This is a genomic window from Peribacillus loiseleuriae (assembly GCF_001183985.1).
Lineage (GTDB): Bacteria > Bacillota > Bacilli > Bacillales > DSM-1321 > Peribacillus > Peribacillus loiseleuriae.
In genome coordinates this window covers 1,070,222-1,085,658 of sequence record NZ_LFZW01000001.1, presented here as the reverse complement: position 1 = coordinate 1,085,658, position 15,437 = coordinate 1,070,222, and the positions used below count along the sequence as shown (strand labels likewise).

The window sequence follows — 15,437 nt, the reverse complement described above, 5'->3', positions numbered from 1 at the left end:
CATTAAATCAATTGTTGAATACGTGTCATGAAGTCTTCCATAACGACTGTTAATTTTTCTTTCGTGTCCTTCATCGTCTTTCCTTGTACACCAAAGTAAAATTTGATTTTCGGTTCAGTACCCGATGGTCGTAAACAAACCCATGTGCCGTCTTCTAAAAAGTATTTGAGTACATTGGATTTAGGTAAGTCAATTACGGTTTGTTCGTTTTTTAGCAATAAAAACTTTTGACTACTTTGGTAATCTTCCTGTACCGCTACATGGTACCCGGCAATTTCTTTTGGCGGATTTTCACGGAACTCGTTCAAGATCCCCTGTATTTGTCTGGCACCATCAATCCCTTTTAGCGTAAGTGATTGTAACCCTTCCAAGTAAAAACCATATTTTTCAAACACTTCTAATAATCCTTCATATAATGTCATGCCTTGTTGTTTGTAATACGCACAAACCTCTGTAGCTAGAACTGCAGATTGTACAGCATCTTTATCTCTCGCGAAGTCTTTAATTAAATAGCCATAGCTTTCTTCATATCCAAATAGAAACTGGTGCTGACCTGTTTCGTGGTACTGACCAATTTTCTCAGCTATGAATTTAAACCCAGTCAAGACGTCTATAGTTTGTAACCCGTAACTAGTAGCAATTGCGCGGCCAATTTCGGATGTCACAATCGTTTTCAATATCACTCCATTTGTAGATAGGGTACCTTTTGCTTGTTTTTGTTTCAATAAATAGTCCAAGAGCAGTGCACCGGTTTGATTTCCAGTTAAAACCACATATTCCCCATCTAAATTTTTAACCGCGACTCCAAGACGATCTGCATCCGGATCTGTTGCAATTAATAGATCTGCATCTACTTTGCTACCAAGCTCAATAGCCAATTCAAATGCCGCAGGCTCCTCTGGATTCGGAGAGGTTACTGTAGAAAAATTAGGATCAGGAAGCTCCTGTTCCTTTACAACGTGGACATTCTTATATCCAAGATCCTTCAATGCACGTTGCACGGATTTGTTAGCTGTACCATGAAGCGGTGAAAAGACAATTGAAATATCCGTTTTCGCTGCGAGGTTTGGGTTTTCAGGAATACTTAATAATTGTTCATTATAGGCTGCATCCAGTTCTTCTCCAATGGAAACAATAAACCCTTTTTCTTTCAATATCTCAGCATCATCAACTTGGATAACAAGTTCATTTTCAATCGCATTTACATAATGAATGACTTTGTCTGCGGCATCTGGTGGCAACTGGGCTCCATCTGGACCATATACTTTATATCCGTTATATTCAGGTGGATTATGGCTTGCAGTAATGACAATTCCCGCGAAAGCATTCAATTCTCGAACGGCGAATGATAATTCTGGTGTCGGACGTAGCTCATCGAAGAGATAGGCTTTAATTCCTGAAGTAGCAAGGGTCTTAGCTGCTTCTAATGCAAATTCTGGAGACTTATGTCTGGAATCATAAGCAATGACCACACCGCGTAATTTCGCTTCCTCACCAAATGATTCTATATATTGAGCTAGTCCCAATGTTGCCTTTCTGACCGTATACACATTCATTCGATTTGTTCCTGCGCCGATTTCCCCACGCATTCCACCTGTTCCGAACTCAAGGTTTTTATAGAATGCTTCCTCAAGTAAGGCATCATCGCCTTCTAACTGATTAAGCAACACTCGTAATTCGTTGTCTAAATTTTGATCCTCTGCCCATTTTGCGTATGTATCTTTCCAATTCACAAGTACAGTCCCCTTTTCTATAACGTGGATAATATTTCGAAAATTCAAATTTGGATATATTTCCTTTTTACCGTACCACATTTGTATAAAAAAAAGAAGCAGAAAAAGCGACTGTTACAAAAGAATAAAATAGGTTCTGTAACTACTTAAAACGTAGAAATCAAGGATGTTTTCACATTTCTATTTTTTACATTTATGAAAGTCTAAGTCATCTTATTTTTCCACTTCTTTATACCTATTTAATTTACCTTAATATCTCATCACTAATTCCGGATGAAAGTCTATTCATTCCTTTGCGTTTACCTGGAATACTTATATAACAAGCAGCAATTCTACTTAAAGTATCCATATAAATCCACCTTTTAACATTGCCTAAATAACTTTTAGTAAGTACATTTATTTTGCATAAGGGCTTTGGACATACTATAATTTTCATGAAAAAACAATAGGTGGAGAGAAGATGAAAACGACAAAAAACAATCGTGATAACTATTTATTTATTGCGTGGGCAGTATCTGTCATCGCAACACTCGGAAGTTTGTATTTTTCTGAAATTAAGCAATATGAACCATGTGACCTATGTTGGTTCCAAAGAATTGTCATGTATCCATTTACAGTGATATTAGGGATTGCGGTTGTTAGAAAAGATTATCGGATTAGTTTATATACCATGATTCTATCCGGGGTTGGAGCACTAATTTCAAGCTATCATTATTTAATTCAAAAAGTTGCTCTATTCGGTGATCATGCTGCTTCCTGTGGAAGAGTTCCTTGTACAGGGCAATACATTAACTGGTTTGGCTTTGTTACCATTCCGTTCCTTGCTTTAACTGCATTCGTCTTAATCTTCATCTGTAGCACTATCATCTGGAATAAATCCAAGGGGGAGTACGCATGAAAAAAATCATTATCTTTCTAGTCATCATCCTTGCGTTATTCGCAACACTAGGGATTGTAACGACTATGCAAAAAGACGAAAAATTAAAGGCAGCCGATAATCCATATGGTACCGACAAGCTGGCTCAAGCAACTATCGACCAATTGGATGATCCAAACTATCAAAACATCATCCTGCCAGCTCAATTAGATAAAAAGCTTAAAGCGAAAGAAGATGTAGCCGTTTATTACTTCAGTCCACTTTGTGAACACTGCAAAAGAACAACACCAGTTGTAGCTCCGCTTGCTGAAGAAATGGGAATCGACCTTGTTCAATACAATCTTCTCGAATTCGAACAAGGCTGGAATGATTACAATTTGAAGGAAACCCCAACAATTGTTTTCTATAAAAATGGCGTAGAGCAAGATCGTATCATTGGCGAGAATGAAGTAGCAACGTTTAAACACTGGTTCGAAGTTAATGGTGTTAATTAGAAAAGCGAAATTTTCTTTGAGGTACTTTGCCCTTTACACTAAACTCCCGATCCATTAAAGAACTTTTATATTCTTACCTTTTACCTAAACAAGAGGCTGACGAATTTGCGTCAGCCTCTTGTTTAGGTAAAATGAAAGATCATGACTAGTTTAAAAATTGATGGGCCGGCTCTTCATAGACCATCGAGGAGTTTTCATTAGTTGATTGAAGAAAGTGATTGCTAAGAAAAGGGAAAAACATACCGCTTTCATTAAGTAATTGAATATTCTTGCTTAAGAGTAATTCCCTTTTCATATCAATCGAATACTGTTCACTATTTTCATTTTTCTCAAGAATCGTGATGATTACTTGCAAACTAGTCATAATCTGATACGCTCTTCTTAACGTCCCAGCGTATGCCTCAGACTTAAGCACACCAATTTTTTTAAAATGTGAGATTTCGTCTTCCGGAAAGTAAGTCGGGAAAATAAAGTTAAAAAAATATGATACAAGATTTTCTATTCTTTGTTCTTGTTCATATGTAGAAGAGTAAACAACCTTCACTAACAACCCACCCTTGTAAATCAATAAGTATGATAATGGTTTCAGTTTCTTTCAATAGAATACCATAAGATTTAGGAAGAAAGGGTGGTAAATATCGCCACTTGCTTTTTTTATAGGTAGAAAGATTGGTGAAAATTCCATCATTCTATCAGAACAATGTAGTATTTTGTCGAATTTAATATTTATATGTCGAAAGTGGTGAAAAAATTGCTTACTAACAAGCGAATTCAAGATAATTTGGTAATAATTGTGCCCAAAAAGTGGAATGAATTAACAACAGAAAAACTTATGAAAGACTATTGGAAAGCTCCCAAAAAGCTGTTACACGAATGGCGAATGAGCAAAAAGGTGACAATTAATGGAGAAATTGCTCAGTGGACAAAACCTTTACAACAAGATGATTTGCTTGGGATCCCCGTATTCGAATTTCCTATCACGGATTACCCAGTGCCGAAGGATCTCCATATCGAAATTTTATATGAAGATGACCACCTTTTAATTGCTAATAAACAAGCTTGTATGGATACCCATCCCGCAAATCCTGAACAAAATAACACACTCCTTAATGGAGTTGCTTATCACTTAGCAGCAACGAATCAACAACCGTTTATTAAGCATATCCACCGCCTTGATAAAGATACAACAGGTGCTGTCCTATTTGCAAAAAACCCCTTCGTTGGTGCCATTCTAGATCGAATGTTAGAAGAACGTACAATAACCAGAACCTATGTAGCCCTAGCAGAGGGCCAAGTGATGAATGTCCAAGGTCGCATTGATGCAAAAATAGGGCGGGACCGCCATCATGCCACGAGAAGAAGAGTATCTCCGACTGGACAAACTGCAGTTACTCATTATAAAGTTCTCAAATTTTTCCCTAAAAAAAATGTAACGATGATAAGCTGTACATTAGAAAGTGGACGTACTCATCAAATCCGTGTTCACTTAAGTCATATTCATCACCCATTAGCAGGAGATACATTGTATGGCGGGAAGAAAACATTTCCCCGGCAAGCTCTACATGCCCGTAAAATTGAGTTCATTCACCCCTTTACTGAAGAAAAGTTGAGTATTACTGCTCCATATTTAGATGAACCACCTATTTTCACGTAAAAAAGCCGAAGAACTCTAACATTTCGCGTATCAGTTATACGTAAGGACCAGACTTTACCAAGATGTCCTTACTTAATGTGCATGAGAACATGGACAATTTAAACAAACGCTTATAAAAAACATCCATGAGCGTCACTCAAAAAAAAGGATGCCATCTCGGCATCCTTTTTTTTTGAGTGACAGTTATGAAGCACGTCGGGTGCCGCGTAATATCATGCTTAAGATAAACACGAATACAATTGCTCCAATCAGTGCTGGAATAATTGCAAAGTTAGAAATAACTGGACCCCAGCTTCCTAAAACTAACGAGCCTAACCAAGCACCGACGAAACCAGCGATAATATTCCCAACAACTCCAAATGGCACGTCACGTCCAATAATCATCCCGGCTAGCCAACCAATAATCCCACCTATAATTAATGACCAAAGAAAACTCATACTATTTAACTCCTCCTTGAATGTTTTTAGAACTGTAAAATGCTAAGAGCTTGCATTTTCACTTACATCTAACCGACGGAAGCTTTTTTTAGGATCAGATCAAAAATTAAGTGACATATTTCTCTAAAAATAATGTCCTAATCCATTACAATGTCACGATGTATTTTGTACCGACTCCTTACTTGCCGTCTTATATAATTACTTTCCCCCTTTTTTAGCATCTAAACCCTAAATAAATTCGAATAAAAACATGTAATTGTTTTAACGAATATTATTAAACAAAGTGGGAATCATCTAGCCTCTTAGAACTCGAAATAAAAAAACCTGAAACAGGCAACATTCTGCTTGGTTCAGGTTTTGGTTTAAAATTTGACTTCGTCTGGATTTGAACCATATCGCTCATTTAGATTTAATGCGTCGATTTTGTTCATTTCGTCTAAGCTTAATTCGAAATCAAATACTTGAGCATTCGATTCAATCCTTGATGGAGTAATTGATTTAGGTATAGCTATTGTTCCATGCTGCAAATGCCATCTTATTAAGACTTGTGCGGCAGATTTATTATGTTTTTTAGCTAGGTGGTTGATGGTTGGTTCATCAAGTAGATGTCCTTGGCCAAGGGGACCCCATGCCTCTACTTTAATCTCATGTTTTTTACAGAACTCTCTTATTTCAAGCTGTGAAAGACGCGGATGTAGCTCAATCTGGTTCACAACTGGTTTAATGTCTGTATTCGCTAATAAGTTTTCCAAATGATGAATATGGAAGTTACTCACACCGATAGCACGAACTCGGCCTTCTTTATAAAGAGTTTCAAGTGCTTTCCAAGTTTCGATATATTTATCTTGTCCTGGCCAATGAATTAAGTACAAATCCAAATAATCAAGACCAAGTCTCTCAAGGCTTGCTTCATATGCTTGAAGGGTTGATTCGTATCCTTGATCCGTGTTCCATACTTTAGATGTGATGAAAAGTTCCTCACGAGGAATTCCACTTTCTTTAATCGCCTGCCCTACACCTTCTTCATTTTTATAAATAGCAGCAGTATCGATGGAACGGTAGCCTACTGCTAACGCTTTCTTTACTGATTCGACAGTTTGACTACCATTTTCAACCTTAAAAACGCCAAATCCTAGTTGTGGAATCTCAACACCATTATGTAATGTGATGGTTTCAATTATATTCTTAATCATCGAATAACCTCCTTCTTTAATTAAACCAATTATACCATTAACTGGTTTCTTACTCTAAAGAAATGGTCTGCATAAAAAGAACTTTTTTACGAGTACAACCTGTCACCATATCCTAAAAAACACATAATTCTTCATTATAATTAAACTTTATTGATGTAGATAGCACCTATTACGGAGTTTTTTAAATTTTCTGTATTTGTTTTGTTAAGTTTTTGTAAATTTTCGTCGAAATAACTTCCCTATCACTAAGAGAATTCGTTACAATAAGTTCGCTAATACTATACATAGGCTACTGACTTTTAATTGTCAAAGCTATGCCAATTCTGCTTTAACGGGGGTTTTCAAATGGTTTTCAAATCAAAGAAAGACAAGTTCGCTAATGCTCTTATTAATATTTCGCAAAATTTAAAAGAAAGCGCAGATTATTTTGCTGATTTTAAATTAAAGAACATAAGCGATCTTAAGGTTTTCTCAGAAATGATGAAAGAGTATGAGCACAAAGGCGATGATATGGTCCACGGCGTCATTACAGACCTTAACAATGCCTTCATTACGCCAATTGAGCGTGAAGATATTTTGCTATTAACAATGAGCATGGATGATGTGTTAGACGGCCTGGAGCATTGTGCCGCTTTATTTGAAATGTATTCAATTATCCATGTTGATGAGTATATGTTGAAATTTGTCGAAGCGATTAAAGAATGCACGTATGAAATCGAAAAATCTGTAGATCTTTTAACAACAAAAAAATTACTAGACATTCGTGAACACGCGATTAAAATTAAAGATTTAGAATCAGTCTGTGATGGAATTCAACGTCAATCCATCAAAAATCTGTTTTCAGTTGAAAAAGATCCAATCCGTATTATTCAATATAAAGAAATTTATGAAAGCCTTGAAGAAATTGCTGACCATTGTCAGACTGTCGCCAATACACTTGAAACTATTATCATGAAAAACGCGTAAGGAGTCTTCCACATATGGACAGTATATTTCTAATAACGATATTAATCGTCATCTTTGCACTTGCATTTGACTTTATTAATGGTTTCCATGACACAGCCAATGCCATTGCAACTTCTGTATCAACGAAAGCATTAAAACCCCGCCACGCGATTATCTTAGCAGCAACGATGAATTTTGTCGGTGCAATGACATTCACAGGCGTTGCCAAAACCATAACGAAGGGCATTGTCGACCCCTTTACCTTACCGAATGGTTCAACCGTAATTCTTGCTGCCCTTATAGCTGCTATCGTTTGGAATTTAGTTACGTGGTATTATGGTATTCCTAGCAGCTCTTCACATGCGCTAATTGGAGCGATTGCAGGCGCGGCGATCGCAGCTGCTGGTTTTTCAGAAATTAAATGGGGCGGATTTTTAAAAATAATTGAAGCTCTAATCATTTCGCCAATTCTCGCTTTTGCTGTAGGTTTTCTTGTATATTCTATTATCAAAATTTTATTTAAAAATAATAATTTAACAAAAACAAACAAGCAGTTTCGTACTATTCAGATTGCTACAGCTGCCCTTCAATCTTATTCACATGGAACAAATGATGCTCAAAAAGCCATGGGGATTATTACGCTCGCTCTTATGACAAATGGGTTCACAAAAAGTGACGATATTCAGTTATGGGTACAATTATCTTGTGCGATAGCAATGGGTCTTGGTACATCTATCGGTGGTTGGAAAATTATTAAAACCGTCGGCGGAAAAATCATGAAAATCCGTCCGGTAAACGGCGTTGCAGCTGATTTAACAGGTGCTGCCATTATCTTTGGCGCAACACTTATTCACTTGCCGGTTAGTACAACCCATGTTATCTCTTCATCTATCCTTGGTGTAGGTTCCGCTCACAGGATTAAAGGGGTTAAATGGGGCACTGCGAAGCGTATGGTTATTACTTGGTTCATTACATTACCAATTTCAGCAACGCTTGCAGGTTTAATTTACTTCATACTTAATTTATTTATGTAATACCTTTATGCTCCTTTCCTTCCTATTGAAGCGGAAGGTTTTTTTTTGCCCAGTTTTCACATGTTACCTTTTCCCCTTCTAAGGAACTTATTCTTTCTTATATATCAAAAAATGGATTAAAATTAAATATATGAAAAGCCGCTTTCATCAGGACTCCCCTATTCCCTCCTTTCCAAAAGAATAGACAGCTACCAGGAAGCACTTTATATCTTAAAAATTAAAAGGTTGGGATAACCCTTGGACAATGAATCGAAGGAATATTTGGAATCGGAGCTGCACATTATAAATAAATGGGAAAAGGAGCAAAAAGGACTATGGTTTTGGGAGAAAATTGGCCGTTTACCCTTTAAATTACTCGATAAAACAACCCCTGCATTTATTCAAGATAAGATCGCTCTCTTACTCAATGAATTAGGAAGCTTCGTTCAGAGTGGCGGGCAATATTTAACGAAAGAACAATCAGTATTTAAGCGAATTGAAGGGTATGCCCCAAGTCAATCCATTACCTCTGTGGATGATTGCGCCAATGTTTCGCTACTTGTCATGAACTCGGTAAGTGAAGATATAAAAAAAGCCAATAGCAAGCTTGCAACTGTACAAGGGGCATCCACTGGAATTGGAGGGATTTTCACGGTATCCATTGATATTCCATTATTATTAAGCTTATCTCTGAAAACCTTACAGGATATCTCCCTAGCATATGGCTTCAATCCAAAAGACAAAGAAGAACGGGTCTTTATTGTTAAATGCTTGCAATTTGCTACAGCAGATATCGTTGGCAAAGATGCAATATTAAAGGATTTATCCTCGTTTCACCGCAATGAACAGGCTGATCGAAAAGAAATGATTAGTCAGCTTCAAGGCTGGCGTGAAGTTGTCTATACATATCGCGATCAATTTGGTTGGAAAAAACTCCTTCAAATGATTCCGATTGCTGGTATGGTCTTTGGGGCCTTTACCAATCGAAGCATGATTGCAGACGTAGCCGAAGTTGGCAGTATGCTCTATCGGAAGCGCCGAATTCTGATGCGATTAGAAGTAAAAACTGATTCATTGAAATAGTGTTTGTCGAATTCCGCAAAATTCATTTTAGAATTTTCTGATTTCACATATCATATTTTTTCTGATACAGTTATACTTTGTGTACAAAGAGTAATTTTCTTTTGAAATGGAGCGAATTGATTATGCGAATTGGAATTCCTAAGGAAATAAAAAACAATGAAAATCGTGTCGCCATTACTCCCGCTGGTGTTGTCGCTTTACGTAACGCTGGTCATGAAGTATATGTTGAAAAAAACGCGGGTCTAGGAAGCAGCTTTTCAGATGAATCGTATTTGGCTGCCGGAGCCGTTATTGCCGAAGTAGCCGCAGACATTTGGACCACAGCTGAAATGATTCTTAAGGTAAAAGAACCCATTGCTTCAGAATATCAATATTTCCGTAAGGATTTAATTCTTTTCACATACCTTCACTTAGCTGCAGATCCTGAGTTAACAAAAGCACTTAAAGATAATGGTGTCCTAGCCATTGCCTATGAAACGGTATCCGTGAGTAACACGCTTCCATTATTGACGCCAATGAGTGAGGTAGCTGGTAGAATGGCTGCACAAATAGGCGCTCAATTCCTTGAAAAAACTCATGGTGGGAAAGGAATCTTATTAAGTGGGGTTCCAGGTGTAAAACGCGGAAAAGTAACAATTATAGGCGGCGGTGTTGTCGGTACAAATGCAGCAAAAGTAGCCATCGGTTTAGGAGCAATTGTCACGATTATCGATCTTAGCCCAGACCGTCTTCGCCAATTAGACGATATCTTCGGAAATCAAATTTCTACATTAATTTCTAACCCATATAATGTGGCACAAGCTGTATCTGAATCTGATTTAGTCATTGGTGCCGTATTGATTCCTGGGGCAAAGGCTCCTAAGCTTGTGACAGAAGAAATGGTAAAATCGATGTCGCCTGGCTCTGTTGTCATTGATGTTGCTGTTGACCAAGGTGGGATTTTTGAAACTGTTACCAAGATTACCACTCACGATCAACCGACATATGTAAAGCATGGAGTAGTCCATTATGCCGTCGCAAACATGCCTGGAGCTGTCCCAAATACATCAACTCTTGCTTTAACAAATGTGACAATACCGTACGCGCTACAAATTGCCAATAAAGGTGCTGTGACAGCCATTCTTGAAAACGAAGCACTTGCAAAAGGAGTAAACGTCGCAAACGGTGAAATTACCTTTGAGGCCGTCGCTAAAGACCTTGGCTTTAAGTATATACACGTTGAAACGGCGTTAAAAGATGAAAACATTAATGCGTAAAAGCCCAAATCCTTGTCTACAAATAACGGGTTTACTTGCGGGGTGAAAAAAGGAAAAACATGGAAAATAGTTAGTTTATTCGCAAGTTTTTCACCACTTAATTCGCAGGACAATTCACACATGTTTACCTAAGGGGTTTTGTCCTTCATCAGCTTTATGAAGGACATTTCTTCCTCTTTCCCAAGGAATTTAGTCCTTCATCGGCTTTATGAAGGACATATTATTGATGCTCTACAAAACATCAATATATTAAAATTCACACTATAAATTACATCAAACTCACACTCACTCCAATAATTAATTCACTCCATTAGAAATCCATTGTGAATTTATTTGTGAAAAAGTAGTAAAAACACTGATGATCCTTTATATTACAATAAAAAAACGAATTGTTAAATTATACCTTATAAGAAAGAATCCGGTCGAACATTTCCAATGTGGCAAACACTTTTCTCCGTTTAAAGTTACTAACATTATTATCTCTAATACACAAAATAGAACATCGAGTTTTTATCTAATGATGTTCGATAAACACAAATAGACTGTTGAGAGAAATTTTCTCAACAGTCTAAAAAGAGGAACACATTTCGAAGTAACAATCCGTATATCTAATTCATTACTCGGAGTAACACCTTATTTACTATAACAATTAAGTAAGTAGATCAGGTTTAAATTTCTACTAGTTTTATACAAAGACATTTTGTTTTTCTTCCGTTAAGGCTAATAGGCGTTTTTTAATTTCAGCTACATCTATATTTTTTTGCGCAACACCCGTTTCCATTGCAGCGTTTGCAACAGCTACCGCTACATGGGCAGCCACTCTGCGATCAAATGGATCAGGAATTACATAATCAGGATGAAGATCATCAACCTCTATTAAGTCAGCGATTGCAAAAACTGCTGCCAGTTTCATTTCTTCATTAATTTCCTTAGCTCGTACATCTAAAGCACCCCGGAAAATACCAGGGAATGCGAGTACGTTGTTCACCTGATTAGGGAAATCCGAACGCCCTGTACCTACGACCAATGCTCCAGCAGCTTTTGCACAATCTGGCATAATTTCAGGCGTGGGGTTAGCCATCGCAAATATAATAGGATCACGATTCATGGAACGAACCATTTCTTCTGTCACCGCCCCAGCAGCGGATACTCCAACGAACACATCGGCTCCCTTAAGAGCGTCTTCCAATATGCCCTGTTTTTTCTCTATGTTGGTGATCTGCGCAATTTTTTCTTTGATTGGATTCATTCCGAATGGTCGCCCTTCATAAATGATCCCTTTTGTATCGCATAAGATAATATCTTTTACTCCCATATGATGTAAGAGCTTCACAATTGCTACACCCGCTGCCCCAGCACCGTTGCCCACTACACGGATTTCTTCTATTTTTTTGTCTGCAAGTTTCAAAGCATTTATTAACCCAGCAGCTGTTACAATGGCTGTCCCATGCTGGTCATCATGAAAAATAGGGATTTGACATATTTTCTTTAAGCGTTCTTCTATCTCAAAACACTGTGGGGCCGCAATGTCTTCAAGGTTCACTCCACCAAAGGTCGGCTCTAATAATTGGACCGTTTCCACAATTTTGTCTGGATCCTTTGTTTCCAAGCAAATTGGGAATGCATCTACGTCTGCAAAGATTTTGAATAACGCTGCTTTTCCTTCCATAACTGGCATGGCTGCTTTGGGACCAATATTTCCGAGTCCTAACACAGCTGTTCCATTTGATACAACAGCCACAAGATTTCCTTTCATTGTATAATCGTACACTTTTCTCTCATCTTTATGAATTTCCAAGCAAGGCTCCGCTACACCGGGAGAATATGCAAGACTTAAATCTTTTGCATTACGTACTGGAACCTTTAAACAAACACCTAGTTTTCCTTTCTTTTCTTTGTGCATGTTTAGAGCTTTTTCTCGTAAATTTGACATATCCTATCACTCCTAACGTGTGAATTTTCTTTCCTTTTAAGTCTATAGACTGAACATTTGAACAAAAAAACGGACAAAATAATATTTTGACCGTTTCAATGTCAAACGTACTTTTAAGCAAAACAGCATCAAACTAATTTAAGGCTCTACTTTATTTAGCCATTATAATGAGTTTTTAAATTTAACAAATGATGCATTTTTACAGAATCCGTTAAGTTTTCAGGATTTAGTAACTTCGATGCTTCCTCTTCCTTTAAAAGTCCTTTTTCAACGACTACTTCTTTAATGGTTGAGTTTTTTTCATGTGCTTCTAAAGCTACCTCGTTCGCAACTTGGTACCCGAATAGAGAAGAAATAACGACAGATAAAGATAACGATTTTTCAGCATGATTGAAACAAATTTTTTTATTAACTTCAATACCATCTAGGCATTTTTCAGTAAACAACCTAATTCCATTCGTTAAGATAGAAAAAGATTCAAATAAATTTTTCAAAATAATCGGTTCCCAGATGTTCAGATCCAGTTCACCTCGATCTACAGCAAATGTAATCGCTTGATCATTTCCATATACATCAAAACAAACTTGCATCATCATTTCAGGTATACATGGATTGATTTTTCCTGGCATAATGGAAGAACCAGGCTGTACCGCAGGCAAATTGATTTCAGCAAAGCCCGCTCTTGGACCTGATGAAAGTAATCTCAAATCGCTGGATAATTTAGATAATCCACTCGATAACCCTTTTAAGTGAGCAGAGATTTTTAAATAAATATCGGCATTTTGCATGCCATCAAAGAAATTCTCCTCTTTGTAGACCGATACGTTGGATACCTCTGGCAAATATTCGTACATCTTTTCTGTATATCCAGGAGCAGCTCCGATACCTGTTCCAACTGCTGTTGCACCAACGATAATAGACAAGCATTCTTTTTGAAGATTCTTTATGTCTTCTACTTGTCTTTTGATAAAAGAATGATACCCGCTAAATTGTTGACCAAGTGTAATAGGTACAGCATCTTGGAGGCAAGTTCTTGCTATTTTCACAATACTGGAAAATCCATCAACTTTATCTGCCAATGAGAATTCGATTTTATTTAAACTAATTAATAAATCTTCTATATAGAAAAAACAAGCCATTTTCATTGCACTTGGAAGTACATCATTCGTTGATTGGGACATATTTACATGTTCATTCGGATGTATGCAATCATATCCTTTTTGACCTGTCAGTAGTTCATTAGCCCGATTAGCGATCACTTCATTGACATTCATATTAATGGAAACTCCACCGCCACCTTGATAAATGTCTACAGGAAATTGATTTGTCATTTTTCCATCTATTATTTCATCTGCAGCTTGACAAATGACGTTTTTTTTCTCTTGCTCAAGAACACCGACACTGTGATTAGACATTGCCGCTGCTTTTTTAATAAATGCCATACTTCTTATTAAGTGGGGATATAATTCTACCGTCCGACCAGAAATGGAGAAATTCTGACAGGCCCGAACCGTTTGTATTCCGTAATAAACCTCTTCATCAATTTCCAATTCTCCAATTAAATCTTTTTCTAATCGCATTTTCACTACCCCTTACTTTCTATTGGAAAAAAAAGGGTGTTTAAATTGATTAATGATTACAATTTTTAACACCCTTCACTTTAATGAAATTTAGCTTAGCAATTAATCCTTAAATTCAATAACCGCTCGCCCTACATTGATACACCCGCAGTCATGGAAAGAGTCAAAAGCTTGATTAATATCATTTAACTCAATGCGATTTAACACAAGTTCATCTAATTTGAATTTCCCATCTAAATACATTTGTGCAATCATAGGAAAATCACGGAATGGCTGCGTATCTCCATAAAAACTTCCTTTTAAAACTTTTCCAACTCTATGGAATCCTCCCGCAGGAATATTTAATGTTTGTTCAGGATTAAAGGCACCAACGAGAACGACAGTACCACCTTTTCTTGTACTCTTCCAAGCACTTTCTGCCGCTGCAGTATGCCCCGAACAATCAATAGCAAAATGAACACCTAAACCATTTGTCAGTTCTTTTAGCGCTTCTTCTACATCAACTTCAGCTGAATTGATCGTATGCGTTGCGCCAAACTGTTTGGCAATCTCCAAATTAGCAGGTTTTACATCACAAGCAATAATTTTAGAAGCACCGGCAATATAAGCTCCTTGAATCGCATTTACGCCTACTCCACCAATACCGAAGACGGCAACTGTAGATCCCGGTGTAACACCAGCTGCGTTCACAGCGGCTCCATACCCTGTTGCTACCCCGCATCCGATTAAGGAAGCTTGTGCCAAAGGCATTTCATCCGGCAACTTTACACATGACATCTCCGGAACAACCGCAAATTCTGCAAAAGTAGATAATAGAGAGTTATGGTATATTTGTTTTCCATCTTGGCTTAGTCTTGAAGTGCCATCAAGTAGTGTCCCTTCAAACATTGGACCAAATGCAGACTCACACAAATGCACGGCTCCTGTTATACAAAATTCACACGTTCCGCAATACGGGACCCAGCTCAAAGCTACTTTGTCACCAACTTTGACTCTTGTAACATTTGAGCCAACTGCTTCAACAATTCCTGAACCTTCATGCCCAAGAATAGTCGGTGTTGGCGTCGTTTGATCATGTAATGCATTTAAATCGCTATGGCAAACACCAGTTGCTTTTATTTTCACAAGAACTTCATTCGATTTTGGTTCACTAAGTTCTACTTGTTGAATGGATAATGGTTTACCTACTTCAGTCATAACAGCCGCTTTTATTTTCATTGTATGATCCCCTCTTTTAA

Annotated in this window: 14 protein-coding genes; 7 read left to right on the top strand and 7 right to left on the bottom strand. The window is 37.4% G+C overall.

Going from position 1 to position 15,437, the window contains the following annotated elements:
• Positions 1 to 2 precede the first annotated feature (2 nt).
• Positions 3 to 1,733: a phospho-sugar mutase gene (locus AC625_RS04905; protein ID WP_049680254.1), complete on the bottom strand. Its 1,731-nt coding sequence runs from the start codon at positions 1,731 to 1,733 to the stop codon at positions 3 to 5.
• 460 nt (positions 1,734 to 2,193) lie between these two features.
• On the opposite strand from AC625_RS04905, the gene AC625_RS04900 reads away from it, so the two are divergent.
• Both AC625_RS04900 and AC625_RS04895 read left to right on the top strand, forming a co-directional pair.
• A complete protein-coding gene (locus tag AC625_RS04900; RefSeq protein ID WP_049680253.1) occupies positions 2,194 to 2,631 on the top strand; it encodes a disulfide oxidoreductase in 438 nt (145 codons plus the stop codon).
• The gene (locus AC625_RS04895) at positions 2,628 to 3,104 is read left to right on the top strand and encodes a thioredoxin family protein (protein WP_049680252.1); all 477 of its coding nucleotides are present in this window, start codon (positions 2,628 to 2,630) and stop codon (positions 3,102 to 3,104) included. The genes AC625_RS04900 and AC625_RS04895 overlap by 4 nt, the downstream gene beginning before the upstream one ends.
• A gap of 145 nt (positions 3,105 to 3,249) precedes the next feature.
• On the opposite strand, the gene AC625_RS04890 is transcribed toward AC625_RS04895, so the two are convergent.
• Positions 3,250 to 3,648, bottom strand: coding sequence for a DUF5365 family protein (locus AC625_RS04890; protein ID WP_049680251.1), 399 nt, complete (start codon positions 3,646 to 3,648; stop codon positions 3,250 to 3,252).
• 207 nt (positions 3,649 to 3,855) lie between these two features.
• Here AC625_RS04890 and AC625_RS04885 point away from each other — a divergent pair, with 207 nt between their 5' ends.
• Positions 3,856 to 4,758 carry an RluA family pseudouridine synthase gene (locus AC625_RS04885; RefSeq protein ID WP_245644936.1) on the top strand — a complete coding sequence of 301 codons (903 nt, stop codon included), beginning with the start codon at positions 3,856 to 3,858 and terminating at the stop codon, positions 4,756 to 4,758.
• A gap of 183 nt (positions 4,759 to 4,941) precedes the next feature.
• Here the strand turns inward: AC625_RS04885 and AC625_RS04880 are convergent, their stop codons facing one another.
• Both AC625_RS04880 and AC625_RS04875 read right to left on the bottom strand, forming a co-directional pair.
• Complete coding sequence (locus AC625_RS04880; RefSeq protein ID WP_049680249.1) at positions 4,942 to 5,196, bottom strand: GlsB/YeaQ/YmgE family stress response membrane protein; 255 nt, start codon at positions 5,194 to 5,196, stop codon at positions 4,942 to 4,944.
• Between the two features lie 362 nt (positions 5,197 to 5,558).
• Positions 5,559 to 6,389 carry an aldo/keto reductase gene (locus tag AC625_RS04875; protein WP_049680248.1) on the bottom strand — a complete coding sequence of 277 codons (831 nt, stop codon included), beginning with the start codon at positions 6,387 to 6,389 and terminating at the stop codon, positions 5,559 to 5,561.
• A gap of 345 nt (positions 6,390 to 6,734) precedes the next feature.
• Here AC625_RS04875 and AC625_RS04870 point away from each other — a divergent pair, with 345 nt between their 5' ends.
• The 4 genes from AC625_RS04870 (at position 6,735) to ald (ending at position 10,686) form a co-directional block, all read left to right on the top strand.
• Positions 6,735 to 7,355 (top strand): DUF47 domain-containing protein, encoded by a 621-nt coding sequence (locus AC625_RS04870; protein WP_049680247.1) that lies wholly within the window; start codon positions 6,735 to 6,737, stop codon positions 7,353 to 7,355.
• A 14-nt stretch (positions 7,356 to 7,369) separates the two neighbouring features.
• The gene (locus tag AC625_RS04865) at positions 7,370 to 8,368 is read left to right on the top strand and encodes an inorganic phosphate transporter (RefSeq protein WP_049680246.1); all 999 of its coding nucleotides are present in this window, start codon (positions 7,370 to 7,372) and stop codon (positions 8,366 to 8,368) included.
• Positions 8,369 to 8,605: 237 nt separating this feature from the next.
• Positions 8,606 to 9,430, top strand: a complete 825-nt coding sequence (locus AC625_RS04860) for an EcsC family protein (protein ID WP_049680245.1) — start codon at positions 8,606 to 8,608, stop codon at positions 9,428 to 9,430.
• Positions 9,431 to 9,552: 122 nt separating this feature from the next.
• A complete protein-coding gene (gene ald / locus AC625_RS04855; protein WP_049680244.1) occupies positions 9,553 to 10,686 on the top strand; it encodes an alanine dehydrogenase in 1,134 nt (377 codons plus the stop codon).
• A gap of 685 nt (positions 10,687 to 11,371) precedes the next feature.
• Here the strand turns inward: ald and ystJ are convergent.
• From ystJ to AC625_RS04840, 3 genes are all read right to left on the bottom strand, one after another.
• Positions 11,372 to 12,619, bottom strand: coding sequence for an NADP-dependent malic enzyme (gene ystJ / locus AC625_RS04850; protein ID WP_049680243.1), 1,248 nt, complete (start codon positions 12,617 to 12,619; stop codon positions 11,372 to 11,374).
• A gap of 155 nt (positions 12,620 to 12,774) precedes the next feature.
• Complete coding sequence (locus AC625_RS04845; RefSeq protein ID WP_049680242.1) at positions 12,775 to 14,199, bottom strand: aspartate ammonia-lyase; 1,425 nt, start codon at positions 14,197 to 14,199, stop codon at positions 12,775 to 12,777.
• A gap of 102 nt (positions 14,200 to 14,301) precedes the next feature.
• Complete coding sequence (locus AC625_RS04840) at positions 14,302 to 15,417, bottom strand: Zn-dependent alcohol dehydrogenase (RefSeq protein WP_049680241.1); 1,116 nt, start codon at positions 15,415 to 15,417, stop codon at positions 14,302 to 14,304.
• Positions 15,418 to 15,437: the final 20 nt, after the last annotated feature.